The 24,899-nt window shown below is 68.0% G+C and carries 24 protein-coding genes and 1 pseudogene; 8 read left to right on the top strand and 17 right to left on the bottom strand.

Annotated features, from left to right (window positions below):
• Window positions 1–771 (bottom strand): class II glutamine amidotransferase, encoded by a 771-nt coding sequence (locus tag IG171_RS12940; RefSeq protein ID WP_212127833.1) that lies wholly within the window; start codon window positions 769–771, stop codon window positions 1–3.
• Between the two features lie 75 nt (window positions 772–846).
• On the opposite strand from IG171_RS12940, the gene IG171_RS12935 reads away from it, so the two are divergent.
• Window positions 847–1,380: an O-acetyl-ADP-ribose deacetylase gene (locus tag IG171_RS12935; RefSeq protein ID WP_212127832.1), complete on the top strand. Its 534-nt coding sequence runs from the start codon at window positions 847–849 to the stop codon at window positions 1,378–1,380.
• A gap of 64 nt (window positions 1,381–1,444) precedes the next feature.
• On the opposite strand, the gene IG171_RS12930 is transcribed toward IG171_RS12935, so the two are convergent.
• From IG171_RS12930 to IG171_RS12920, 3 genes are all read right to left on the bottom strand, one after another.
• Window positions 1,445–1,696 (bottom strand): hypothetical protein, encoded by a 252-nt coding sequence (locus IG171_RS12930; RefSeq protein WP_212127831.1) that lies wholly within the window; start codon window positions 1,694–1,696, stop codon window positions 1,445–1,447.
• Between the two features lie 129 nt (window positions 1,697–1,825).
• On the bottom strand, window positions 1,826–2,512 hold the full coding sequence (locus IG171_RS12925) for a response regulator transcription factor (protein WP_212127830.1): 687 nt from the start codon (window positions 2,510–2,512) through the stop codon (window positions 1,826–1,828).
• Window positions 2,509–3,702 carry a sensor histidine kinase gene (locus tag IG171_RS12920; protein WP_212127829.1) on the bottom strand — a complete coding sequence of 398 codons (1,194 nt, stop codon included), beginning with the start codon at window positions 3,700–3,702 and terminating at the stop codon, window positions 2,509–2,511. The genes IG171_RS12925 and IG171_RS12920 overlap by 4 nt, the downstream gene beginning before the upstream one ends.
• A 152-nt stretch (window positions 3,703–3,854) precedes the next feature.
• Here IG171_RS12920 and IG171_RS12915 point away from each other — a divergent pair, with 152 nt between their 5' ends.
• Both IG171_RS12915 and IG171_RS12910 read left to right on the top strand, forming a co-directional pair.
• Window positions 3,855–4,259 carry a hypothetical protein gene (locus IG171_RS12915; protein WP_212127828.1) on the top strand — a complete coding sequence of 135 codons (405 nt, stop codon included), beginning with the start codon at window positions 3,855–3,857 and terminating at the stop codon, window positions 4,257–4,259.
• Entirely contained in the window at window positions 4,256–5,743 is a 1,488-nt protein-coding gene (locus IG171_RS12910) for a multicopper oxidase domain-containing protein (RefSeq protein WP_212127827.1), read from the top strand. The genes IG171_RS12915 and IG171_RS12910 overlap by 4 nt, the downstream gene beginning before the upstream one ends.
• 7 nt (window positions 5,744–5,750) lie before the next feature.
• Here the strand turns inward: IG171_RS12910 and IG171_RS12905 are convergent, their stop codons facing one another.
• The 4 genes and pseudogenes from IG171_RS12905 to IG171_RS12890 form a co-directional block, all read right to left on the bottom strand.
• Window positions 5,751–6,215, bottom strand: coding sequence for a nucleotidyl transferase AbiEii/AbiGii toxin family protein (locus tag IG171_RS12905; RefSeq protein ID WP_212127826.1), 465 nt, complete (start codon window positions 6,213–6,215; stop codon window positions 5,751–5,753).
• Complete coding sequence (locus tag IG171_RS12900; RefSeq protein ID WP_212127825.1) at window positions 6,212–6,457, bottom strand: hypothetical protein; 246 nt, start codon at window positions 6,455–6,457, stop codon at window positions 6,212–6,214. Before IG171_RS12900 ends, IG171_RS12905 begins: the two co-directional genes overlap by 4 nt.
• Before the next feature lie 29 nt (window positions 6,458–6,486).
• Window positions 6,487–7,512, bottom strand: coding sequence for a type IV toxin-antitoxin system AbiEi family antitoxin (locus IG171_RS12895; RefSeq protein ID WP_212127824.1), 1,026 nt, complete (start codon window positions 7,510–7,512; stop codon window positions 6,487–6,489).
• Window positions 7,513–7,577: 65 nt separating this feature from the next.
• A pseudogene (locus tag IG171_RS12890) lies at window positions 7,578–7,721 on the bottom strand (SDR family oxidoreductase); the annotation flags it as partial.
• 146 nt (window positions 7,722–7,867) lie between these two features.
• On the opposite strand from IG171_RS12890, the gene IG171_RS12885 reads away from it, so the two are divergent.
• Window positions 7,868–8,446, top strand: coding sequence for a dihydrofolate reductase family protein (locus IG171_RS12885; protein WP_212127822.1), 579 nt, complete (start codon window positions 7,868–7,870; stop codon window positions 8,444–8,446).
• Here IG171_RS12885 and IG171_RS12880 read toward each other — a convergent pair.
• On the bottom strand, window positions 8,427–9,158 hold the full coding sequence (locus tag IG171_RS12880; RefSeq protein WP_249203682.1) for a GTP pyrophosphokinase family protein: 732 nt from the start codon (window positions 9,156–9,158) through the stop codon (window positions 8,427–8,429). The genes IG171_RS12885 and IG171_RS12880 overlap by 20 nt on opposite strands.
• Window positions 9,159–9,226: 68 nt before the next feature.
• Window positions 9,227–9,997: an IclR family transcriptional regulator gene (locus IG171_RS12875; RefSeq protein ID WP_212127821.1), complete on the bottom strand. Its 771-nt coding sequence runs from the start codon at window positions 9,995–9,997 to the stop codon at window positions 9,227–9,229.
• 150 nt (window positions 9,998–10,147) lie between these two features.
• On the opposite strand from IG171_RS12875, the gene mdlC reads away from it, so the two are divergent.
• From mdlC to IG171_RS12860, 3 genes are read left to right on the top strand one after another with little or no spacing between them, the layout of a single operon-like run.
• Window positions 10,148–11,752, top strand: coding sequence for a benzoylformate decarboxylase (mdlC, locus tag IG171_RS12870; RefSeq protein ID WP_212127820.1), 1,605 nt, complete (start codon window positions 10,148–10,150; stop codon window positions 11,750–11,752).
• A 13-nt stretch (window positions 11,753–11,765) separates the two neighbouring features.
• Window positions 11,766–13,229 (top strand): benzaldehyde dehydrogenase, encoded by a 1,464-nt coding sequence (locus tag IG171_RS12865; RefSeq protein ID WP_212127819.1) that lies wholly within the window; start codon window positions 11,766–11,768, stop codon window positions 13,227–13,229.
• A 59-nt stretch (window positions 13,230–13,288) separates the two neighbouring features.
• Window positions 13,289–14,569 carry an aromatic acid/H+ symport family MFS transporter gene (locus tag IG171_RS12860; RefSeq protein WP_212127818.1) on the top strand — a complete coding sequence of 427 codons (1,281 nt, stop codon included), beginning with the start codon at window positions 13,289–13,291 and terminating at the stop codon, window positions 14,567–14,569.
• Window positions 14,570–14,603: 34 nt separating this feature from the next.
• Here IG171_RS12860 and IG171_RS12855 read toward each other — a convergent pair whose 3' ends face one another.
• Genes IG171_RS12855 through IG171_RS12830 form a run of 6 tightly spaced genes read right to left on the bottom strand, consistent with a single transcriptional unit; the run spans window position 14,604 to window position 20,185 of the window.
• Window positions 14,604–15,512: an endonuclease/exonuclease/phosphatase family protein gene (locus IG171_RS12855; protein ID WP_212127817.1), complete on the bottom strand. Its 909-nt coding sequence runs from the start codon at window positions 15,510–15,512 to the stop codon at window positions 14,604–14,606.
• A gap of 24 nt (window positions 15,513–15,536) precedes the next feature.
• Entirely contained in the window at window positions 15,537–16,202 is a 666-nt protein-coding gene (locus IG171_RS12850) for an HAD family phosphatase (protein WP_212127816.1), read from the bottom strand.
• Complete coding sequence (locus IG171_RS12845; RefSeq protein WP_212127815.1) at window positions 16,199–17,263, bottom strand: ABC transporter ATP-binding protein; 1,065 nt, start codon at window positions 17,261–17,263, stop codon at window positions 16,199–16,201. The genes IG171_RS12850 and IG171_RS12845 overlap by 4 nt, the downstream gene beginning before the upstream one ends.
• On the bottom strand, window positions 17,260–18,141 hold the full coding sequence (locus IG171_RS12840) for an ABC transporter permease subunit (protein ID WP_212127814.1): 882 nt from the start codon (window positions 18,139–18,141) through the stop codon (window positions 17,260–17,262). Before IG171_RS12840 ends, IG171_RS12845 begins: the two co-directional genes overlap by 4 nt.
• Complete coding sequence (locus IG171_RS12835; protein ID WP_212127813.1) at window positions 18,126–19,046, bottom strand: spermidine/putrescine ABC transporter permease; 921 nt, start codon at window positions 19,044–19,046, stop codon at window positions 18,126–18,128. The genes IG171_RS12840 and IG171_RS12835 overlap by 16 nt, the downstream gene beginning before the upstream one ends.
• A complete protein-coding gene (locus tag IG171_RS12830) occupies window positions 19,043–20,185 on the bottom strand; it encodes an ABC transporter substrate-binding protein (protein ID WP_212127812.1) in 1,143 nt (380 codons plus the stop codon). The genes IG171_RS12835 and IG171_RS12830 overlap by 4 nt, the downstream gene beginning before the upstream one ends.
• Before the next feature lie 247 nt (window positions 20,186–20,432).
• Between IG171_RS12830 and IG171_RS12825 the strand changes: the two genes are divergently transcribed.
• Entirely contained in the window at window positions 20,433–21,269 is an 837-nt protein-coding gene (locus tag IG171_RS12825; protein WP_212127811.1) for a GntR family transcriptional regulator, read from the top strand.
• 77 nt (window positions 21,270–21,346) lie between these two features.
• Here the strand turns inward: IG171_RS12825 and IG171_RS12820 are convergent, their stop codons facing one another.
• Window positions 21,347–24,832 (bottom strand): bifunctional proline dehydrogenase/L-glutamate gamma-semialdehyde dehydrogenase, encoded by a 3,486-nt coding sequence (locus IG171_RS12820; RefSeq protein ID WP_212127810.1) that lies wholly within the window; start codon window positions 24,830–24,832, stop codon window positions 21,347–21,349.
• Window positions 24,833–24,899: the final 67 nt, after the last annotated feature.

The raw sequence follows: 24,899 nt of genomic DNA, 5'->3' as shown, positions 1-24,899 counted from the left end.
TCACAGCCGCACGATCGTCTCCGCGCCATTCGCGACGGTCAGCCGCATGATCGTGTTCTGCTCGATCAGACTCCAGCCTCGATGTTCGAGCCCCGAGGAGGACACGATCGTCGCCCCGTCGGCGAAGCGCCGCCAGCTCATCCGGTAGTAGTGATCATGATGGTCCGGCGGCAGCGGCCCCTGCAGATAGGGCACCTCGGTGCCGGCCGTGGCGTGGACGACGATCATCTCCTCGGGCGTGAGCACCAGGAGGTTGATTCCCGGGTGGTCGAAGTCCGCCCGCAGCATCCTCACCGTGCCGGTGACCGCGTCGAGCAGAGGTTCGCCATGGCGGGCCCGGCGCAGAACGAGCGCGAAGACGATCGCCGAATCAGTCGTGCCGCCGATCTGATCGGCCTCCGCGGCACTGACGAACTCGCGCAGCCGCTGGACCGGACGCACCGAGCCGTTGTGCGCCAGCGCGATGCCCTCGGCGAGGAACGGGTGCGTGTTCTCCTCACGATCGTTCAGCCCGGTCGTGGCCATCCGCAGATGGCAGATCCGCGCTTCCGTTCTCTGGGCATCCAAGGCTCGTGTCAGCCGCGGATCGTCGGCCCCTTCGCCGGGCGTGCGGAACCGGGTGACCTCCTCGGCGCCGGGATCGATCCACGCCGTGCCCCAGCCGTCATCGTAGATGCTGCCCATCGCCTGCCACTGGCGGCAGTCATCGACACCGATGAGATCCGCGGCCGTGGTCGGGGTGGGAGAGATGAAACCGAGCAGTCTGCACATTTCACGAGCCTCCTTCGCGCTGCCTCCAGGCTACGCCCGGTGTGCAACGCCGCGGAGTCTGTCTAGACTCGAGACATGAAGATCACGGTTCTCGAAGGCGATATCACCGAGGTTTCCGTCGACGCCATCGTCAATGCCGCGAATTCGTCTCTGCTCGGAGGCGGCGGGGTCGACGGAGCCATCCACCGCGCGGCCGGTCCCGCACTGCTCGAGGCCTGTCGCGAGGTCAGGCAGACGACCCATGTGCGGGGTCTGCCGCCGGGCCAGGCCGTGGCCACGACCGCCGGTGACCTCGAGGCCACGTGGGTCATCCACACGGTCGGTCCGAACCGGCACGCCGGTGAGGCCGATCCGGAGCTCCTCGAATCCTGCTTCGAATCGAGCCTCAACCTCGCCGAGGAGGTCGGGGCCACCTCGATCGCGTTCCCCGCCATCGGTGGGGGAGTCTACGGCTGGTCGGCCAGGGACGTCGCCGAGGCGGCCCACAGCGTCATCGTCGAAGGACGTGAGCGCGGACGCTGGGAATCGATCGCAGAACTCCAGTTCGTCCTCTTCAGCGAGCAGATGACCAGCGTGTTCTGCCAGGTCTTCGACCACGATCAGTGGTGAGCGCCAACAGGGTCATCCCGGGCCTCGCGGTCGACGATATCGTCGCGCACCCGCAGTGACGGACTCAGGCGGCCGAGCGACGGAGGCTCTTGACGAGCTTGGCCGTCACGGCCGCGATGGCACAGCCTGCGGCGATGAGCAGCGGCACCCCGGAGATGATCGACTCGACGACGAGTTCGGGACCGGTCTGCAGGATCGGGCCGACGACCTTGACGAAGAGGAATCCGAGGATGCCGATGAGGAGGAAGAGGGCAGCGGACCTGCCCAGACGGATCGACTGGCTCTTCGGACGGTCATTGACTTTCGGCGTGTTCATCTTCGATCACCTTCGGCATCGTCAACGGTCCAAGCCGTTTGGACTCTGCTTCGAGGCTACTCCACGAAGCAGAGCATGCTCTCAGAGATCGAAGGACGTTCGATGGGAATCGGCTCCGCACACAGAGCCTCAGCGTCGAGGCTGCCCACCGGGACGCACCAGACCGGTTTCGTAGGCGAGGACGACGAGGGCTGAGCGATCGCGAGCGTCGAGGCGGGTGAGCAGTCGGCTGACATAGGTGCGTGCCGTGGCCGGGCTGAGGAACAGCTCGGCGGCGATCTCGGCATTGGTCAGGCCCCGACCGATGCAGGTGAGCACCTCGACCTCCCTTTCGCTCAGCCCCTCGAGGGCACCGGCGTCGAGGTCGGCAGTGCGGCCATCGGCCACGGCGCGCATCACCGCGGCGGTGATCGACGGTGCGAGCAGGGCGTCGCCGGCGGCGACCGTGCGGATCGCTGTGCGCAGATCGACGGGGGAGACGTCCTTGAGCAGGTAGCCGGCGGCCCCGGCTCGGATCGCCGAATAGACGTTCTCGTCCTCGTCGAAGGTGGTCAGTACGAGGACTCTCACCCCGTCGAGAGCGGGATCGGCCACGATCGCCCGTGTCGCCTCGATGCCGTCCATGACGGGCATGCGGATGTCCATGAGCACGACATCGGGGCGCAGCTGGCGCACATGGGACAGACCGGCTCGGCCATCGGCCGCCTCGGCGATGACGGTGATGTCCTCATCGCGCTCGGCCAGGGGGCGCAGACCGGCTCGGACCAGTTCCTGGTCGTCGACGATGATGATGCGAATCGGTGCGTTCGGGCTCATGGGCTCTCCTCGTCATCAGCCGGCGGGCCCGCGGGCAGCCGGGCGCGGACGGTGAATCCGCCCTCGCCGGGACCGGCCGCGAAGTCTCCGCCCAGAAGGTGCACGCGCTCGCGCATGCCACGGATCCCCGTCCCCTCCACCGGGTCGTGGGCGGGCCCGGTGCCGTCATCGGCGATGTCGAGGACGAGCTCGGTTCCGTCGAGGCCGATGGCGATGGCCACCTGCGTCGCCGTCGAGTGGCGGAGGACGTTGGTCATCGACTCCTGCACGATTCGGAACGCCACGGCATCGACATCACGCGGCAGTCGGGCCGGATCGACGTCGACCTCCGCGCTCACCTCGAGACCCGCCGCTCGGGCGGACTCGGCCACCTGTTCGAGCGAGGCCAGACCCAGCGTCGCAGCGGGAGCCCGATCGAGCGGTTCGTCGCGGAGGACCTTGACCGTGCCCCGCAGCTCTCGCAGCGCCTCCGAGGTGGCGCTGCGGACCCGTTCGAGGGCGGCCGCCGCCTCCTCCGGGTCGCGTGCCTCGGCGGCCACCGAGGTGTGCAGGGCCGCCACGGACAGGGTGTGACCGATCGTGTCGTGGAGATCGCGGGCGATCCGCATCCGCTGGGCCTGCATGCGCGAGGCCGCGGCCCGGGCCTGTTCCGCGGCGGTGAGCGCGGCGATGTGAGCGGCCTGGGCACGTGTGTGCCGGACCAGTCGGACCACGGATCCGAGCGCGATCGCCGCGGCGGCCAGGGCCAGTTCGGTGACGAATCCGTAGCCGGTGAGGTGGGCGCGGGGGTCGAGGTCGTCGAAGCGGAAGAAGGAGGACACGGTCACGAGGACCGCGGCGCCGATGACGGCCCAGGAGGTGCGCCGCAGCTCGGCGGTCGAGTAGAGGGCGCCGACGGCCGGCAGCACCATGCCGATCGGCGGCAGATCGAGCGCGTAATAGGCGAAGATGCCGAGGACGGTGACCGTGAGCACGATGATGGGCAAGTGCCGGCGCAGAAGCATCAGCGCTCCGAATCCGGCGGCCCAGACGAGGCCGGGAAACGGTGAGGTCTGTGCCGAATCGGCGGCGATGACCAAGGCGATGACCAGCGTCATCGCCACCGCCAGGGAGGCGTCGATCAGTCGGGAGTCGAGGTGCTCACGCGTGCGCGCAGCCCCGTCCGTCGCTCCTGCATCGTCGATGGCCATGGGTCCAGAATACGGAGCTTCGAGCACCGGCGCAGTCGTTCGGTGTCGATCGGGCAGTCGCCTGCGGGCGACTGTGACCGCGTCGCGGGGCGAAGGCAGGTGACGATTCGGGGTCGATGTGCCGCAGCCGGCGGAGCAGGAGGGTTGAGGGTATGAATGACGAACCCCGAACACGAGATCCTCTGTCCTGGCCGCTCATCGTCGGCCTGTCCTCTCTGGCCCTGCTGTGGCCGCTGACCGGGCTGTGGCCGGTCCTCGGGGAGGGGCCGCTCCGGGCGTTCGTCCTCATCGGAATCACCGGTGCGGTGTGGATCGGGACCGTCGGCTTCGCCCGCGTCGCCCGGCCCGTGCTCACCCTGACCATCTGCGGTGCGGCACACGGGTTCATCAACCTCGCCCTCGGCGGGCTGCTTGCGGGCACCGGGGCGATCGGCGCCGGTCCCGCCATGCTCATGGCGTTCATTCCCAGCCTGGCGATGGGTGCGGGAGTCGGTGGCCTGGCCGGTCTGGCTGCCGCGGGCATCCAGGCGCTGCTCGGTCGGCGGGAGGAACGATGAGACTGCGCAGACCCGCGGCGGTCGCGGCCGTCTCGCTGTTCGTCGCGGCCGGTCTGGCCGCATGCGGGGTCTCGACCACCTCGGTGACGGAACCCGAGTTCACGAACGAACTGGCCGTCCCGCCGCTTGCCGACTCGCACGTCGAGGACGGAGTCCGCACCTTCGACCTCAGCGCGCAGGAGGGCAGGAGCGAGTTCGCCGGCCAGGACGGGTCCACCCGCACCTGGGGGTTCGACGGCGACTTCCTCGGACCGACGCTGCGGGCCGATCGCGGTGAGGAGATCGCAGTCGACGTGGACAACGCGCTGCCGGAGGCCACGAGTGTGCACTGGCACGGAATGCATCTGCCGGCGGAGATGGACGGCGGACCGCACCAGATGATCGAGCCCGGGCAGACGTGGACACCGCACTGGCAGATCGACCAGGCCGCCGCGACCCTGTGGTACCACCCGCACCCGCACGGTCAGACCGAGGACCATGTGTACAGAGGGCTGGCCGGAATGTTCATCGTCGAAGACGATGCGAGCAGGAAGGCCGAACTGCCGCATGAGTACGGCGTCGACGATCTGCCGCTCATCGTCCAGGACAAGTCCTTCGACGGAGACGGTGAGCTCGAACTCACCCACGACGGTGCCGAGCCCGGGATGCTCGGTGACACCGTCATGGTCAACGGCACCATCGGAGGGGTGCAGAAGGTCACGACCGAAAAGGTCCGCCTGCGCCTGCTCAACGGATCGACGGCTCGCACCTATGCCTTCGAGTTCCCCGACCGGCCGATGACGCTCATCGCCGGCGACGGAGGCTTCCTCGACGAACCCGCCCAGGTGGACCGGCTTCGGCTGGCGCCGGGAGAGCGCGCCGAGGTGGTCGTGGACTTCTCCCCGGGCGAGATCGTGCGGATGCGTTCGGCCGAGGTCGACCTCGGCGGGGTTGCGGTTCCGTCGACGATGGGAGGATCCGATTCCTTCGACGTCGTCGAATTCCGTGCCGCCGATGACTTGGCGGCCTCGCCCGAGCCCGCGTGGTCGCCGTCGCGGCAGGCCGAGGAGGACGCGATGGACGAGGCCGATGCGGTCAAGACCAGGAAGTTCGAGCTCTCAGAGCGGGAGATCAACGGCGAGAGGATGGATATGAGCCGCATCGACGAGGTCGTCCACGTCGGTGACACCGAGGTGTGGGAGGTCCGCAGCTCGCAGCCGATTCCCCACAGCTTCCATGTCCACGATGTGCAGTTCGAGGTGCTCGACATCGACGGCGAGGCCCCGCCGGTGCCGATGAGCGGGCGCAAGGACACGATCTACCTCGAACCGAATCGCGTCTACCGACTCCTCATGCGCTTCGAGGACTACACCGACCCGCACCTGCCGTATATGTACCACTGCCATATGCTCCTGCACGAGGACGAAGGGATGATGGGTCAGTTCGTCGTCATCGATCCCGGTCAGGAGGACGAGGTCGGGGTGGCTGTCGGGCACGAGCACTGAGACCGAGTCAGGCGAGCCCTGCCGCGAATCCTGTGAGGTAGGCATCGATGAGATCGCCGGCCATCGCCGTGCGCATCTGTCTGATCAGCAGCGGCCGCTGGATCGGATCGCCGAGGATGTCGAGCACCTTCTGACCGTCATGACGGGTGAAGGGTCGGGCGGCGAGCCGTGCGTAGCAGCAGCTTGCAGCCGCGAAGATATCGGCACCTGTTGCCTCGAGCGCTGCGTCGTCGTTCCACACCGAGTCGCCGAAGGGGGATTCGGACATCGCAGTCAGGATGGTGGCAAGATCCAGCGCGTCCTTGGGGTTGTCGGCGCGGCGCTCTCTCCAGGCGAGGATCTTCAGCGCGGTCAGTGTCGCCGGCGACGCGACCTGCACCTCGGTTCCATGCGGAAACCGCACCGTCACCGATGTCGAATGGGCCTCGGAGATTGCCGTGGCGTCGAAGACGCTGCCGTCGGAGAAGGTCACCGACCGTGCACGATGAACTTATGCGGTGCTCTGCCTCTGCGGTCAAGCACCTGCGCGAGCGCGCGGAAATCCTCGTCGCCGCGGACCGCGACAGCGATGTCGATGTCCTTCGTGGCGCGGGTGGGTTCGCTCCGCTGGCGGGAGTGGATGACGAGGTCTCGTGCGGCCGCGCCGATGACGAGGAATTCGACCTCCGCTGTCCGGCAGAGCGCCGTCAGATCTCGGAGAACGTCTTCAGGCACCGGAACATCCATGCGACCTGTGAGGTCGATCATCGGTCGTTTCCACGGAACTCGGCACTGATCTCATCGGTTCGAGGATCGTCTTCGAGCAGCAGATCGGCGCGGATGAGGAGGCGAGGGACGGTCTGACCCTCTGTCGGGACCGGTGGAATCCGCCACAGCGCCGGTCGGAGTCGGATCATGCCGGTCTCGTCTCTGCGGAGTCGCCCGTGCCGAATCAGTTCCTTCCGTGTGCGATCGTCTCCGTCGACGTGGATGAGCACTGAAGCCGGCCGGATCGACGCTCCGAGCCGTGCGGCAGCGACTTCCGAGCTGAACAGCGCGCCCTCTGGAAGAGGGATATTGAGGAGACCTTCGGGAATGGTCCAGACGCCGCTGGTAAAGCGCTCTTCCGGCCAGGCGGCGGGCTGCTGTGCCGAATACGCCGAGATCCATTCACGTTCGAGGACGTCTGGTCGAGTGAGGTCATTGTGCCGTCCTTCCAGGAACGGCGGAGTGCGCTCACGAAGGGCGCGGAAGACTCGATTGACCGTGCCGAGTGAGACCCCCGAACTCTCGGCGGTCGCACGCTGGGTGGGAATGGTGCCGTGGAGGTCATGGGCAGCCAAGAGCGCGAAGGTCACCGGCAGACCCGCGCGGGTGAATGGGGCAGTTGTCGCGCGGGTCGGGGCCGACCCTGGTTTGCATTGGCCCGCGATCTCGACAATCATGCCTTCTCCGCGGAGGGAGGCGTTGCCCGCAGAATCCAGGTATCCTCCCCGGCCGCGGTCCGCGAGCTGTTGAGCACGGACCTGTGACACACGATCGGTGATGAGGATCGTCTGCTCGTCGTGGGGGAGCAGTGCGATGTCGGCTGCGCTCGCTGAAGCCTGGGCAATGGCGGGGAACTCGTGTGTGCTGTGGCCGTCGTCGACGATCAGCGTGCCGGAGGCGGCTCGGCCGAGATCGCTCGTCAGGGCCGACCAATCTGCGCGCAACCCCACCCCCGCGAGTGCCTCGAGGGCGCGGGTGATGAACGCCGGGATGCGACCAGTCCAGTGTTCAATGATCGACATACGTTCAGGACACTTGAACACTACGAAAAGTTGAACACGGGGTTGGTGGCAGTCGGCTCAGTGCCTCACACCGCCGTGCAGCTGCCGTCGATGAGGTAGTAGGCGCCGGTGACGAACGAGGCGTCATCGGAAAGCAGGAACGTCACGACCTTTGCGACTTCGTCGGCGGTGCCCAGACGGCCGAGCGGGTGCTTGGCCTCTAGCCCGTCCAAGCAGAACGACGAAATGGCGGAGAACATTCCTCTGTCTGCGGGCCTGCTCGGTCACAGAGACCATTGATCGGACGTCGCAACGATGGTTAACTGATTGCATTCTGCAATCACCGGCGAGGGGTGCCGCAGCTCAAGGGGGAGTGATGGGAAAAGTGGCATGGGGCTTCACCGCCTCGATCGACGGGTTCATCGCCGGGCCGGGCCATGACATGTCATGGCTTTCGGCCTCCGAACCGAATGCCGAGGGCACCACCGAGGGCATGGCGGCGAAGGTCGCCGTCATCATCTCCGGCCGCCGCGGCTACGACGCGGCCAGGGCGCAGGCCGATGAACACGACGAGATGACCTCCGAGGCCTACGGTGGTGCGTGGTCGGGGACGGAATTCGTCCTCACTCATCGTCCCGAGGAGCTGGCGGGAGATGCCTCGGTGACCGCGATGAACTGCACCATCACCGAGGCGGTCGAGAAGGCACAGCGGATTGCCGGGGATCGCGATATCCAGATCATCAGCGCCGATATCGCCCGGCAGGCGCTCGAAGTCGACCTCATCGACGAACTCCAGGTCTATGTGGCTCCGGTCTTCCTCGGCGACGGGACCCGGATCTTCGACGTGCCGGGCGGGCGCCGGGTCGACTGGGAGCTCGCGATGATCGATACGGCGAACGCGCGCAGTTTCGGTCGCACCTACCGGCCCAAAAGGTCTAGCCCTCGCGCCTGCTGAGGTCCCACAGGATCCGCATCGCCTCGTCGTCGAAGTCCTCGCCGGTGTCGACGGCCGGGGCCCGGTCGTGGACCTCGGAGTGCAGCTGCTCCATCCGTCGGTCGAGCTGGTCGGAGGCGTCGGCCGCCTCGGTGAGTTCGTCGATCAGCCGGTCGGGGACGTCGCCGTTGAACTTGTAGTGGATCTTGTGCTCCAGACTGGCCCAGAAGTCCATGGCGATCGTGCGGATCTGGACTTCGCAGATGACCGGCACCGGTCCGCCGTGGAGGAACACGGGCACCTCGAGGATCGCGTGCAGGCTGCGATAGCCATTCGGCTTCGGGTGGGCGATGTAGTCTTTGATCTCGACGACCCGGATGTCGTCCTGCGCGGTGAGCAGTTCGAGCACATGGTAGGTGTCGGCGATGAAGCTGCAGGTGATGCGGATGCCTGCGATGTCCGTGATCTCCTTGCGGATGACATCGATCTCCAGCGGCAGACCGCGGCGGCGGATCTTCGCCAGCAGGCTCCGCGGAGACTTCACCCGCGAGGAGATGTGCTCGATCGGGTTGTAGCTGTGGGCGTGGACGGACTCCTCGCGCAGGATCGAGATCTTCGTGAGCATCTCGTCGACGACGAACCGATGCTGCATGATCAGCCGGGAGAAGTCCATGCGCAGGGTGCGCAGGCTGTCGAGCTGTTCCGACGTCATCGCCGATTCCTCGGTTCTCATGATCCTCCCGCTGTCTGGATTCCTTCCGCAGTCTATCGGCCGCCCGGGCCGCAAGCGCTCGCGGCAGGTCAGCCGAGCGCCCCGCCGTGGACAGCCAGGTCCTGGGTGATCCTCGCGGAGGCGGTCCTCAGGGCCCGCATGATCGCGGGCACGCCCTTCCTGTGCTCGGAGTCGATGACGACGCCGAGTCCGGCGATCGCCATCCCGCCTCCGTCGAAGACCGGGACCGTGATGCCGGTCGTGCCCTCGTCGATGTGCCCCGACAGCTCGGCGAAATGATGGGACCGGATCGTCGAGAGCATCGTCCGCAGGGCGGCCGGGTCCGTCGTCGTCTTCTCCGTGAGCGCGTTCAGCGGCCCCCGCAGATAGGCCTCGCGCACATGCTTGGGCGCATAGGCCAGCAGTACGAGCCCGCACGAGGACGCATGCGCCGGCAGTCGCCCGGCCGTCTTCGAGCGATGGACGACCGCGTTCGGCGCCGACATCCGCTCGATGATGAGCACCTCGCGCTCGCGGAGGATCCCCAGCTGAGTGTTCTCGCCGACGAACTCATGGACGGCCATCATGTGCGGCCTGGCCACCGAGGCGAGATCGACGGCATCCGAGGCTCGGTTCGACAGCTCCCACATCCCCACTCCGATCCGGAGCCGGCCGCTGGGATCGCGCTGCAGCAGATCATGGCGCATCATATCGCCGACCAGCCGGTAGGCCGTGGACTTCGGCAGTTCGGCACGAGCGGCGATCTCCTCGGTGCTCAGGCTCTGGTGATCCGGATCGAAGGCGGCGAGCACGCGCACGAGTCGATCGATCATCGCATCGCCGGACCGGGAGTTCGCCATGCCCCGATCCTAGCGATTCCGAGAGGAAATTCTCAATCAATGGAAATACTGTGGCTCCTGGTGGTCCGGGTCACTACTCTGACGAGAGGTGCACCACAGTCCTCGGTCGGCGGTGCCCGCAGATCCGCCACATCAAGGAGCATCACGTCGATGACGACAGTCACGGTTCGCCGAGCAGTTCACGAGATCATGGCCTTCCACGGGATGACGACGATCTTCGGCAATCCCGGTTCCAATGAGCTGCCCTTCCTCAAGGACCTGCCCGCCCGCTACATCCTCGGCCTTCACGAAGCCGCCGTCGTGGCCATGGCCGACGGCCACTCGATGATCACGAATCGGCCCACGCTGGTCAGTCTCCACGCCGCCTCGGGCACGGGCAACGGCCTCGGGGCCCTGACGAACTCGGCGATCTCGAAGTCGAAGCTCGTCATCACCGCCGGTCAGCAGGTCCGGGACATGATCGGGCCCGAGGTCATGCTCGCCAATGTCGAGGCTCCCAAACTGGCCGAACCCCTCGTCCACCAATCGCTGGAACCCCTGAGCGCTCACGATGTGCCCCGCGCGTTCTCCCAGTCGGTCTTCGCCTCCGAACACGGACCCGTCTATCTGTCCGTGCCCTACGACGACTGGGACGCCGAGGTGCCCGCCGACCGGATCGGTCAGCTCTCCCGCCATGTCACCTCCGCCCGCACCGTCGATCCGACCGTCGTCGCCGAACTCGCGCAGAAGCTGCGAGCGGCAACCTCGCCGGTGCTCGTCCTCGGCCCCGAGGTCGACGACGAACGCGTCTGGGACACCACGATCGCCCTGTCCGAGGCCTTCGACCTGCCCGTCTGGGCCGCCCCGTCGCTGTCGCGTCTGCCGTTTCCCAACCAGCACCCGAACTTCCGCGGAGTCCTGCCCGCCGGCATCGCCCCGATCGGCCAGATCCTCGGGTCCCACGACCTCGCCTTGGTCATCGGCGCCCCGGTCTTCCGCTATCACCAGTGGCAGCCGGGTCAGTACCTGCCCGAGACCACCGAGCTCATCCAGATCGGTGAGGACACCGCGGCCGCCGCCCGCGCGCCCTTCGGCGATGCCCTCATCGCCGACCCCGTGCAGACGCTCCTGGCGCTGGCGAAGACCCTCGACGTCGCCGACCCAGCCGCCGAGCCCGGCCCGGCACGGGCGATCGCCGCTCCGGCCACCTCGGCGACCGACGGCGTCCTCCACCCGGAGGAGGTCTTCGCCGGTCTGCGCGAGACGATGCCGGCCGAGACCCGCTACGTCGTCGAATCCACCTCGACGAACGCGGCGTTCTGGGCGCAGATGGACCTCGAGCTGCCCGGCTCCTACTTCTTCCCGGCCTCCGGCGGCCTCGGCTGGGGACTGCCCGCCTCCATGGGCGTGGCCCTGGCCGACCCGATCCGTCCGGTCGTGGCGATCATCGGCGACGGCTCTGCCCACTACTCGATCTCGGCCCTGCGCACCGCCGTCGAGGAGAACATCGGAGTCATCATCGTCCTGCTGCGCAACGGCACCTACGGGGCCCTGGACTGGTTCGCGGACATGCTCGACGTCGACAAGGCCCCGGGGCTCGACCTCGGCGAGGTCGACTTCGTGTCCATCGCCGCCGGCTACGGGATGCACGCCGAACACGCCGGAAGCGCCGATGGGTTCGACCGCGCCCTCAGCGAGGCGATCGACCGTGCCGGACAGGGCCGCGCCAGCCTGATCGAAGTCAACACCGAGAAGACACGACCAGAGAAGGAATAGGGGAGAAGAGACCATGAGCGAGAACAGCTTCCTGGGATCGGACTGGCACAGCAGGATCTTCACCGGCCGGTGGACCGAAGGCGCGGGGGAGACCTACGACGTCATCGAACCGGCGACGGGGGCGTCCCTGGGCCGCCTCGGCGCCGCCAGCGCCGATGACGTCACCACCGCGGCCACGCGGGCCGCGGCCGCACAGAAGCAGTGGGCACGGACCACACCGGCCGAACGCGCCGCCGTGCTCCGCCGGGCCGGGGCGCTGTGGGCCGAGCACGCCGAGGAGATCTCGGACTGGATCATCCGCGAATCCGGTGCCATCCCCGCCAAGGCCGGACTCGAGGTCAGCTCCGCCGAACAGATCTGCTACGAGTCCTCCGCGCTGCCCAGCCAGCCCAAGGGCCAGGTGCTGACCTCGAACGAACCCCGCTGGTCCTTCGCCCGCCGAGTCCCGGCCGGAGTCGTGTCCGTCATCGCCCCGTTCAACTTCCCCCTCATCCTCTCCATCCGCTCGGTCGCCCCGGCGCTGGCCCTGGGCAACGCGGTCCTGCTCAAACCCGACCCCCGCACCGCGGTCTGCGGCGGTGTCGCCCTGGCCCGGATCTTCGCCGAGGCGGGTCTGCCCGAGGGGCTCCTCCAGGTCCTGCCCGGTGGGCTCGACGCCGGTGAGGCCGTCGTCGCCGCCCCCGAGGTCTCCGTCATCTCCTTCACCGGGTCGACCGCGGCCGGCCGCAAGGTCGGCGAGGCCGCCGGTCGCCTCCTCAAGCGCTGCCACCTGGAGCTCGGCGGCAACAATGCGCTCGTCGTCCTGCCCGGCGCCGAGGTCGGTCCGGCCACCTCGGCCGGGGCTTTCGGTTCGTGGATGCACCAGGGACAGATCTGCATGACCACCGGCCGCCACCTCGTCCACGAATCGATCGCCGACGACTACGTCGAGCAGCTGTCCAGCCGTGCCCGGAACCTGCCGGTGGGCGATCCCGCCGCCGAGGAGGTCGCGATCGGGCCGATCATCGACGACAAGCAGCGGAGCAGCATCCGCGAGATCATCGACAAGGCCACCGCCGACGGCGCCCGGCTCGTCGCCGGAGGGCCCGGTGAGGGAGCCTTCGTCCCACCCACGGTGCTCACCGACCTGACCCCGTCGAACCCGGCCTGGTCGCAGGAGATCTTCGGGCCCGTGGCCCCCGTGGCGACGTTCTCCACCCTCGACGAGGCCGCCGAGATGGTCAACGCCAGCGAATACGGGCTCTCCCTGGGCATCCTCGGCGATGTGGGCATGGCCATGGAGCTGGCCGACCTCGTCGACACCGGCAAGATCCACATCAACGAACAGACCGTCTCCGATGAGGCCAATGTGCCCTTCGGCGGCATGAAGGACTCGGGCAACGGGTCCCGCTTCGGCGGGGCCGAGGCCAATATCGAGGCCTTCACCGAAACCCAATGGGTGACGATGCGCTCGACGATCGCTGACTACCCGTTCTGATCCGCCCCCTCCACCCGACCGGCCGACCGCCGGTCACCGCCGACCGCACGGAGACACCGATGTCCTCAACCGCCCCTGCCCCAGCCGCCACCGCCGCCGACTCGGTGGGCCGGTGGCCCGCCGTCCTCTGCTGGCTCGCCGTCGCCCTCGAGGGCTTCGACCTCGTCGTCCTCGGCGCAGTCATCCCCGAGCTGCTGGCCACTCAGGCCCTCGGATTCACCCCCGAGGCGGCCACCCTCGTGGCCACGCTCAGCCTCGTCGGCGTCGGATCGGGCGCTGTGGCCGTCGGGCCCGTGGTCGACCGGATCGGACGACGGTGGACGATCATCGCCTGCGTCATCGGCTTCAGCCTCTTCACTCTCTTCGTGGCCTTCGCCCCGAACGTCGCCCTGTTCACGCTCTTCCGGTTCATCGCCGGCATCTTCCTCGGCGCCGTGATGCCCAGCTGCCTGGCCTATATCAGCGAGTACAGCAAGTCGGGCAAGACCGGCAAAGCGACGACTCTGACCATGACCGGGTACCATGCCGGCGCCGTTGGGATCTCGCTGCTGGCCGTCGCCTACTCGCACAACTGGCATCTGCTCTTCGCCGCCGGCGGACTCGCGGGCCTGCTCATGGTTCCGCTCCTGTGGTGGAAGCTGCCCGAATCGGAGGCGTTCCGCATCGCCCAGGAAGCCAAGCGCAACCCTGCGGCCGCCTCGGCGACCGTGACAGAAGCGATCGATCCCGCCGGTCACGTCGACGCGAGGGCGAAATCCGGCATGGCCGGACTCTTCGAAGGCAGGCTCGCGCTGGTCACCATCGGCGTCTGGGCCTCGAGCTTCATGGGACTGCTGCTGGTCTACGGGCTCAACACCTGGCTGCCGAAGATCATGGCCGACGCCGGCTACGAGGTCTCGGACTCCCTCGTCATGCTCTTCGTGATGAACATCGGAGCCGTCGTCGGACTCGTCCTGGCCGGCTGGTTGGCCGATCAGCACGGAACGAAGAGGATCGTGCTCATGTGGTTCGTCCTCGCCGCGGTCTTCCTCGCCGCCCTGTCGATTCCGATGACCAGCCAGATCCTGCTCAACCTCGCGGTCTTCATCACCGGCGTCTTCGTCTTCTCCGCGCAGGTGCTCGTCTACGCCTTCGTCTCCGCGATCTACCCGGCGCAGGCGCGCGGGACCGCGCTCGGCATGGCCTCGGGCATCGGCCGCCTCGGCGCCATCGTCGGACCATTCATCACGGGAGCGCTCGTGACCGCCGGCATCGCCTACCCCTGGGGCTTCTATCTCTTCTCCGCAGTCGCCGTGCTCGGCTTCGCTGCCATGGTCATCGTGCCGAAGTCGGTGAAGTGACTGATGACCTGCCGTCGCGGTCAGGAGCCTTCGCTCAGGCGGGGAAGGAGAATCGCGTCTCGACGAGCTGATGATCGGACGGGAACCGGTTCTGCCGCTGGTTCGGGATGAGCTCGCAGCGGCCACCGACATCGACGAAACCGTCTTCGACCAGGCCGTCGACGCTGCAGCCGCGCATGAGGCTGTCGACGACCTCGAGCCCCCGGGCGAAGATGAAGTCGATGCGATCACGGGGCTCGGCACCATCGGTGCGGCCGGGTTCGGGCTTGACCTCGTGCCCGGCATGGGTGAGCGGTTCGATGGGCGACCAGGAGTCGGCCGGGGTCGTCACCGGATCGGGGTGGACTGCGCGGAAGGTGTCGACGAATCCCGCCTCGACCAGCGCATCCGGTGCCCGCCAGGCGATGTCGGGACGATCGCTGCGTGCCGCCCAGTCCCCGGTGGCCGGGGTGTTGAAGTCCCCGCAGACGACCACGGGCAGGTTCTCATCACCGAGCTCGGTGCATAGCCGCGAGGTCTCGGCGAGGACCTGTTCGATCTGCTTCAGACGCTCGGCTTCCTCGGCGTCGGCGACTTCCTGCCCTTCGCCCTGGAGGGCGCGATAGACGGCATAGGGATAGGCGGCGAGGTGGACCGACCAGACGAGCACCCTGCCGGCGCCCGGGACCGGGGTGGCCAGGGCCGCCTGCGCATAGGGAAGCGTGTCGGTGGCCAGCGGTGTCAGCTCGCCGGGGGCGATGACGGCCGTGTCCCAGCCGGACTGGGCCAGGCCGGCACCGAGCTTCGGCGCCAGATTCTCCGCCGCAGTGCCCCAGCATTCCTGGACGGCGAGGACGTCTGCGGGAAACTGCGCGGCGATCGCGTACTGCTTCTCCTGTCCGTAGTCGACCTCGCGGCCGCCGTACCAGAGATTCCAGGTCTGCAGGGTGAAAGTCGTGGGCATGGTGCTCCTTGAGTGGAAGGCGGTTCAGGGCAGGTGCAGGGTCCGGGTGCTCGTGTCGAAGCGCGCCTGCCCCAAGTGGGTCAGGCGCACATCGGCGGTCAGGCCGACCTCGGCGTCCTCGTTCACTCCGATGACCGTGCATCCTGCCCGGTGTGCGGCCTGCGAACCGACCGGCGAGTCCTCGAAGGCCACGGCCGCTGCGGGGTCGAGACCGAGGCGGGAGACCGCGGTGAGATAGGGGTCCGGTGCGGGTTTGCCGTCGGCGACGTCATCGATGGTCACGACCTCGTCGAAGAGGTGGAGCATCCCCGCCCGTTCGAGCAGACCCCGCACGTCCTCACCGCGGCCGTTGCTGGCCACGGCCACGGGGATCGTGCCCGACATCGCGGCCACGAGTTCCTGCGCCCCCGGCATCGGGGCGGTGAGACCGGCCAGTGCCCGGCTGTACGCGGAATCGATCTGCTCGGTGCTCGGCGGCGACGATGTCGCCGCGGCACCGAGGCCGTCGTGGATCTCGGCCAGCTTCACGACCGCCTCGGCGGCGGTGAGCCCGCGCAGCTGCTGGGCCGGAACGTCCACGGCCCCGATGCGCCGCAGGCAGTCGGCCATGAGGTCGATCCACGGCTGCTCGGAGTCGACGAGGATGCCGTCGCAGTCGAAGACCGCACCCGAGATGCGACTGAGTCTCATGCCTGACCCACCTCGTCCGCCTCCAGCCGCAGGGCGGGGGCGGCGGTGACACTGGCGTCGACCCGGGTTCCCGGGCGCATGCTCGCCGCCTCGGCCGAGGCCAGCGAAGCCGACCAGCGCGACCGATCGTCACCGGGCAGGCCGAGGTGGATCATCGTGCGCTCGCCCGTGTACGTCTGGCGTTTGATCTCGAGGAAGCCGTCGTCGACCGCCGCGATCGCGAGATTCTCGGGCCTGATGAACACGGTGTCCGCGGAATCGGCGTCGATGGGCAGACGGTCGCGGACGGCCCAGCTGCTCGGCACCGCGAACTCATTGATCGACCCGACGAAGCGGGCGACGAACGGTGTCTTCGGAGTCATGTACACCTCGTGCGGGGCCGAGTACTGTTCGATCCGTCCGGCATTCATCACCGCCACCCGGTCGGCGATCGCCAGGGCCTCGCCCTGATCGTGGGTGATGAAGACGGTGGTCGTTCCCAGAGTCTGCTGCACGCGACGGATCTCGTCGCGCAGCGAGGCCCGCACGGAGGCGTCGAGCGCGGACAGGGGCTCGTCGAGGAGGAGGACCTTCGGCTGGGTGGCCAAGGCGCGGGCCAGGGCGACCCGCTGCTGCTGACCGCCGGAGAGCTGATGCGGGAAGCGCGTGCCCATGCCGGTCAGACCGCAGATCTCGAGGAGCTCATCGCTGCGCTTCTTCCGCGCCGAGGCACCGACCTTGCGGATGCGCAGACCGTATTCGATGTTGTCGGTGACGCTGAGGTTGGGGAACAGGCTGTAGCTCTGGAAGACCATGCCCATGTCCCGCCGGTTCGGCGGCAGCCGCAGCACGGACTCCCCGCCGACGAGGACATCGCCGCCGTTGACGGGTTCGAATCCGGCGAGGATGCGCAGCGTGGTCGTCTTCCCGCAGCCCGAGGGGCCGAGGAAGCTGACCATGCTGCCGGCTTCGATGTCGATGCTGAAATCGCGCAGCACCGAGGTGGTGCCATAGGACTTGTCGACGCGCTCGAAGCGCACCGACATCGCATCGTCGACTGATGATCGCTCAGGAGTGCTCATGAGATCGCGGCTTCCTTTCGGGATGGTGCCGGTGCGGGCTCATCGGGACTCGTCCGGTGTCCGAAGCGCGAGGCGCTGATCGTCGCCGAGGCCAGCAGCAGCCAGGTGGTGAGGTTGAGCAGCACGGACAGAGTGATCGATCCGCGGAAGTTCGTGCTCGACAGAGTGTTGAGGAACACCGGGAGGGTGTTGATCGACAGCGTCGCCGCCACGGTGTATTCGGCGATCGACAGGGCGAAGGTGAAGAACGCGGAGAACATCACCGGACCGCGGATGTTCGGTATGACCGCCCGCCACAGCGTCGTCCACAGGCCGGCGCCGAGGATCGAGGAGGACTCGTAGAGGGTCCGCAGGGGCAGCGTCGACAGCCCCGCATCGATCGACCGGAACGTGAAGGGCAGGCAGAGCACCACATAGGTGCCCACGAGCACCAACGGGAGATCCTGATTCTGGAGCAGGGTGTTGATCTCCATGCCCAGACTGCCCCGGCCGTGCGAGGCGAGGCTGCGCAGCACGGCGGACAGACCGGCGACGATCGCAATCGCCGGGACGACGAGCGGCAGGGTGCACAGGACGGACAGCAGGGACCGCAGCCTCGGCGCCCACAGGTGGACGGCGACGACGGCCGGGACCAGGGTGAGCACCAGGACGACGACGGCGAGGACGGAGACGATGAGGCTGCGCGTGAGCGGAGCGATGATCTTGCCCGAATCGGCCAGTCCCGTCAGCCCCGAGGTCGTGAAGCTGCCGTCGGAGCGGAAGAACGAATAGGTCAGGGAGCTCAGCAGCGGGGTGAGGATGAAGATCGCCAGGGCCGCCAGGGGCAGCCAGGCGAGGAACCTCACCGTCGTGCTGGACGATCTCAGGTGTTCAGCCACTTCGCGCTCCTCTTCGTCAGTGCGTTGAAGGCGATGAGCACGATGACGGCGACCACGCCGGTCGTCACGCCCAGGGCCATGGCCACACCCTCTCCGCCGGTCGCGGCCGATCCGGCCAGCTGACCGGCGATCTCGAGCGGAATGAGGGGGAAGGCGCCGGTGCCGATGAGCACGGCCGCCGAGGCGTGGGTGCCGAAGGCCGAACCGAACATCAGCAGCCATGCGCCGAGCAGGGCGGGGGTGATCACAGGCAGGCCGACCCGCCGCCAGAAGGTCAGGGAGGTGCCGCCGAGGCTCGTGTTCGCCTCCCGCCACTGCTGTCGGAGGGCGACGAAGCTGGGCAGGGTGAGCAGGATCATCGTCGGGATGAGGAAGTACTGGTACATGAGGATGAGGCCCTTGACGCTGTAGAGCGTGAACGTCGAATCGACGGCGGTGACGAGGGCCGTGAAGTACCCGGTGTTGCCGACGGCGACGATGAAGGAGAACGCCAGCGGCACGCCGCCGTCATTGGCCAGAACGCTGGAGATTACGGCAGTGAGGGAATCGATGATCTTCGACTTCACCGTCGAGATCGCCCAGGCGCAGACTCCGCCGAACACGGCGGCGACGGTGGCGGCGGTGAAGGACAGCAGGAGGCTGTTCTGCAGGGCCATCGACCGTGAGCCGGAGCCGAGGGCGGCGAAGTTCTCGGCACTGAGCACCGATGAGCCCCGCTCCGGGCCGGGGACGAGCACCGAGGTCGTGACCATGCCGCAGATCGGGATGACGAAGAAGGCGATGATGACCACGGTCAGGGGTGCCAGCGCGCCCCAGGCCGGAGACACGGTGCGGCGGCGCCTGCGTGCGGGCGGGTGCCCGGCCGAGGCGTCGACCGCCTCGGCCGCGGGTGGGGCCGATCTCATCCGACCGCCTCGGCCCATTTGTCGGCGAGCACCTCCGCCTGGGCGTCGCGCTGCTCCTGCGTCGGCTGCGGGGCCTCTTGGTCGACCGAGTCGTCGAGGAGCTTCGACAGGGAGTCCTCATCGACCGTGTCGGCCTTGACCATCGCATCGAGGCGGCCGGGCAGGACATAGCCGTCGAGCAGCAGGTTCTGTCCTTCATCGCTGAAGACGAACTCCTGCCACAGGCGGGCCACCGCCGGGTGCGGGGCGTCCTCGTTGAGCGAGGCCGCGTAGTAGGAGGCGACGGTGCCGTCGGAGGGAACGTCGACGGACAGGTCGATGCCGCTGTCGGAGAGGTCGTCGGCCCACTGCAGCAGCAGGTAGTCCCAGTTGACGACGATCGGGGTCTCTCCGGTCTCGATGGTGCCGGCTTCGGCTTCGGTGGGCACGAGGTTGCCCTTGTCCGAGAGCTGCTTGAAGTAGTCGATGCCGGGCTCGATGTCATCAAGCGATCCGCCGTTGGCCAGGGACGCGGCGAACACCGCCATGAAGCCCGCCTCGCCGGTCGTCGGGTTGCCGCGCATGGCGACCTTGCCCTTGTATTCGGAGCCGAGCAGCTCCTCGAAGCTCGTCGGGCACTTCTTCACGGCTTCGGTGTCGCAGCCGATGGCCATCGTCCCGCCGAGGTGGTTGTACCAGGTGCCGTCCTTCGACTTCATATTGTCCGGGAGATCGTCGGCGGTCGCCGGATGGTACTCGGCCAGAAGGCCCTCCTCGTCGGCGTCGACGGCGAAGGACTCGCCGGTGTCGAGGTAGTCGAGCGAGGTCTCCTGCCCCTGCCGGTTCTTCACCGCGTTGATGAGGTCCTGGCTGGCGCCGGTGGAGGTGTCGTTGTTGATCTCGATGTCGTACTTGTCGGAGAACGCGTCGAGCAGCCCTCCGTAGTTGGCCCAGTCGGGGAAGAGGCCCATGACATTGAGAGAGCCCTCTGCCTGAGCCGCCTCGACGAGGGCGTCCATGCCGCCGCCGTCCTCGACGGAGGTCGCGGACCGCCAGTTCGCCGATTCCTCGGATTCGCCGCCGCTTCCGCCGCAGCCGCTCAGCGCGGTCAGAGCGCCCAGAGTGATGGCCGCCGTGAGCAGCCGGGCTTGCTTCTTCATAGTCGTACTCGCCTTTCGGACGTTTGCGCTCACGCCTGTTCGACCCCGTCGGCGCTTGCGCTCTCTGCTGTCTGTCGGGGTGTTTCGAGCCACAACAACAATAGGGAAGCCTCCGCCCTTTGCCAAGTCAGATAACTAGTGAGGTTGAGAAATTTATAAAAAGTTCACCAGTGAAGTGGGAAACTGCGACACCCGTCCGGGGGCGGGCCGGCGGTGAGGTAGCGTAGGGGAGGCAGAGTGGCAGGCAATGCGAATCGTGCAGCATGTGTGGAAGGGGAGCAGCGGTGAGAGGACGGATCCTGTGACCGGCACGGGGGCATCGGCGTCCGGAGCTCGCTATGAGCAGATCGCCGAGCAGATCAGGGAGTCGATCCGGACCGGTCGCCGGCAGGTCGGCCAGCTGCTCGAATCCGAAGCCGCGCTCGCCGCCGACTACCATGTGGCGCCGGGAACCGTGCGCGAGGCGCTGCGGCTGCTCGTCAGCGAGGGCACCGTGGGCGGCCGGCGAGGCGCGCGCAAGGTCGTGCTGCGCAAACCGCGTCCGGCGGCCGTGGCCGAGGAGTTCCGCAGCTTCGCCCAGTGGGCGTCCGCTCACGGTCGGACCCCGGGCGGACAGGTGATCGAGCAGACCTGGAGAATCGCCGGCGCGGAGAACGCCGCGGCCCTCAGGGTCGACCACCGCGATCGGGTGCTGCAGGTGCTGCGTGTGCGCCTGCTCGACGGGGAGAAGGTCATGGTCGAGCGCACGAGCTATCCGGAGAGCCTCGGCGAGATCGTGGAGCGGATCCCGGCCGACACCGCCTCGGTCAGCCGCCACCTGGCCGATGAGCACGGCATCGTCTTCGCCGGCGCGGATCACGTGTTCTCCGCGACCGTGTGCAATCAGCAGGACGCCTCGCTGCTCGGCGTCTCCCGCGGCCGACCGCTGCTGCGGCACCTGCGTCGCAGCCGTGATCGGGGCGGGCGGCCCCTGGAGTTCTCCGAAGACCGCTATCTGGCCAACGTCATCTCCGTGGCGATGTCCAACGGCCGCAATGTCAATCCGATCAGTTGGCTGACCGCGGACGAGCACAACTGGTTCTGAGCCCGCGAACCAGTTGACGGCGGCCCTGCGGCCTCATGCGAGGCTCCAGAACCGCCGTCAGTCAGCTGTGCGGGCGCTCAGGCCTTGAGCTCGGCCGCCAGCTCGTGGAAGTCGCGGCTGGGGTTGCCGAAGCGGTGCAGCGTCATCGACACCGCCTGCTCCTGGACGAAGTACCGCAGCTCCACCCGGCCCGAGGAGGTCACCGGCTCATCGATGACGGCGACCTCCGGACGCGGAGCCGCCGCTGCCAGCAGCTCGTCCTCGACACGGCCGAGGATGCGGATGCGCGCGCCCACGGTGTCATCGTAGCGCCCCTGACCGACCATCTCGGCGAATTCGGCCGCCGTCTCCGTCCGCGCGGCCACACCGGCATTCGTGACGGCGATCCTGACCTCGGCGGACACATCGTCGGCGACGGACAGCTGCACCGTCGAACCCACGGTCCGTGCCGCATGCAGGGACCTCTCGAGGTCGAACAGGCTCGCCTCGGCCGTGACCCGCAGGGTGACCGGGCGCGGGCGGTACCGGAAGATGTTCGCCTCGGCGCTCAGCCCCGAGGGATCCTTCGCCGCGCCGAACTCGGCCTCGTGCCAGCGCCGGTCATCGGCCTTGGCCGCCTCGAGGCTCTGTGCGGACCCCTGGGCGCCCGGCAGGGAGGCCGGGTCGTCGGCGAAGTGGCCGAAGAGCATGAGGTAGTTCGGTCCGCCGGCCTTCGACCCCAGACCCACCGAGGACTGCTTCCAGCCGCCGAAGGACTGCCGCCGCACAATCGCCCCGGTGATGCCGCGGTTGACATAGGCGTTGCCGACCTCGACGCGGTCGAGCCACGTGGCGACCTCCGCCGGGTCGAGGGAGTGGATGCCGCCGGTGAGGCCGAAGTCGACCGCATTCTGGAACTCGATGGCTTCGTCGAGGTCTTTCGCGTGCATGAGGCCGAGCACCGGCCCGAAGACCTCGGTGAGGTGGAAGAACGATCCCGGCTTGACCCCGTCCTTGATGCCCGGGCTCCACAGACGACCGGTGTCGTCGAGCTGCTTGGGTTCGAGCAGCCAGGACTCTCCGGGTTCGAGGCTGGTCAGCGCGCGGCGCAGCTTGTCCGAGGGGTCCTCGGTCAGCGGTCCCATCGTCGCCGAGAGGTTGGCCGGCCAGTCGACGACCATCGACGAGGCGGCGTCGATGAGCTGGCTGCGGTAGCGCTGCGAGTCATACGTCGACCCGACCATGATGCCCAGCGAGGCGGCCGAGCACTTCTGCCCGGCATGGCCGAATGCCGAGTGCACGAGGTCGGCCATCGCCAGATCGCGGTCCGCGGCGGGCGTGATGACCAGCGCGTTCTTGCCCGATGTCTCCGCGTTGACGTGGAGTTCGGGCCGGAAGGACTTGAACAGGGCCGCGGTCTCCGAGGCGCCGGTGAGGATGACCCGGTCGACATCGGGATGGGAGACCAGATGCTGGCCGAGCTCCCGTTCGATCGGGGCGCACAGCTGCAGCACATCGCGGGGGACCCCGGCCTGCCACAGGCAGTCGACGATGAGCGCCGAGCAGTGGGGTGTCGGCTTGGACGGCTTGTGGATGACGGACGCACCGGCGGCCAGTGCGGCCACCGTGCCGCCGGTGGGAATCGCCACGGGGAAGTTCCAGGGCGGGGTGATCACGACCATCTCGTCGGGGGTGAAGGTCGCCCCTTCGAGGCTGTCGAGCTCGAGGGAGTTCAGCGCGTAGTAGCGGATGAAGTCGATGGCCTCGGAGACCTCGGGGTCCGACTGAGCCGGCATCTTGCCCACCTCGGCGGCTGCGACGGCGAGGAACTCACCGCGACGGGCGGCGAAGATGTCCGCGGCCCGGTGGAGGATCTCCGCCCGGCCCGCGGCCCCGAGCTCACGCCAGCCCGTTGCCGCGACGCGGCCCCTCGCGATCATCTCGTCGAGGTCCGCGGTCGTCTCGACTGCGGGAGCGTTCGGACGGTCGTCGAGGTAGCCGGGGGCGGTCGCCTCGGCGATGATCCTGCGCACCCAGGCCTGGTTGGCCGGCAGCGACGGGTCGGTGTCGGGCTCGTTGCGGAAGACCGCGGGCACCTCGGAGCGTTCGGCCGCGGTCTGCGCATCCGCCTCGGCGGCCCGGTTCTGGTGACGGTTCGGGGCCGGCGCGGTCTCGCCATCGCTGCCTAGGATGTCCTCGAGCTGCTTGACCGAGGCGGTGAAGCGGTCGGCCTCGCGCTTGAACACCTCGTTGCCGTTGGCGAGGTCGAAGATCCCGGACATGAAGTTCTCAGAAGCCGAGTTCTCCTCGAGGCGGCGGACGAGGTAGGAGATCGCGACGTCGAACTCCTTCGGATGCACGGCCGGGACGTAGAGGAGGAGGTCGCCGACGTCCTCGGTCACGGCCGCCGCCTGCTCACTGGCCATGCCCTGCAGCATCTCGAACTCGACGCGGTCGGTGACCCCGCGGTCGGCCGACAGGTGGTGGGCGAAGGCGATGTCGAAGAGGTTGTGGCCGGCTACGCCGATGCGCAGGCCCTTCATCCGCTCCGGGGTGAACAGCCAATGCAGGACCCGCTTGTAGTTCGCGTCGGTGGACTGCTTCGAATCGCACGTCGTGGTCGGCCAACCGGCGATCTCGGCGTGGACGGTCTCCATCGCCAGGTTCGCGCCCTTGACGAGGCGGACCTTGACCCCGACGCCGCCGTTCTCGACGCGGTCGGCGGAGAACTCGCTCAGCCGCTGCACCGCTCCGAGGGCATCGGGCTGGTAGGCCTGGATGACGATGCCGGCCTCGAGGTCAGCGAACTCCGGTTCGGACAGCAGGCGGGTGAACACGGCGATCGTGAGCTCGAGGTCCTGGTATTCCTCCATGTCGAGGTTGACGAACTTCGCGCCCGTCGGGGCCTTCGCCGCCTGTTGGTAGAGCGGGCGGAGGCGGTCGACGACGTAGTCGACGGTCTCGTCGAAGGCCCACATCGAGATCTGCGAGGCGATCGAGGAGACCTTGACCGAGACGTAGTCGACATCATCGCGGGCGAGCAGGCGATGGGTCTCCTCGAGGTGGTGATCGGCCTCGCCGTCACCGAGCACGGCCTCGCCGAGGAGATTGATGTTCAGCCGGTGACCGTCGCCGGTCAGTGCGGCCACGGCCTTGCCGAACTGCTTGTCGCGGGCGTCGACGACCATGTGCCCGACCATCTGGCGCAGGCGGGTTCGGGCGGCGGGCACGACGACCTGAGGGGCGATCTTGGCCAGCGCGGCACCGGCCTTGATCTGCGCGCGGTCGAGAGCGGACATCGTCTCGGGAGCGAGCCTGCCGACCTCGGTCAGGGCATCGGCGGCCGCGTGCACATCATCGGTGCGGACCACGCGGTCGACGAATCCGACGGTGAAGTCCAGACCGTTGTCGTCCGACAGGACCGCCGAGAGCCGTTCGGCGGCCGGGTTCTTCGCCGCGGTCTTCGACGTCGCGACCCGCAGCCACCTGCGGACGGTGTCGATCGACCGGTCGGTCAGCTGTTCGAGATCGGTATCGGTGTGCAGCAACTGGCTCCCCTGTCTGTCGTAGGTGCTCTCACGCATCGGCGCTGACCGTGGAGCTTGAGTGTTGCACTCAGTATGCGCCGCGGGTGACCGAGGGTGAAGAGGT

The organism is Brevibacterium sp. SMBL_HHYL_HB1, assembly GCF_018208375.1.
Classification (GTDB): Bacteria; Actinomycetota; Actinomycetes; order Actinomycetales; family Brevibacteriaceae; genus Brevibacterium; species Brevibacterium intestinavium.
This window is presented reverse-complemented; position numbering and strand designations above follow the sequence as displayed.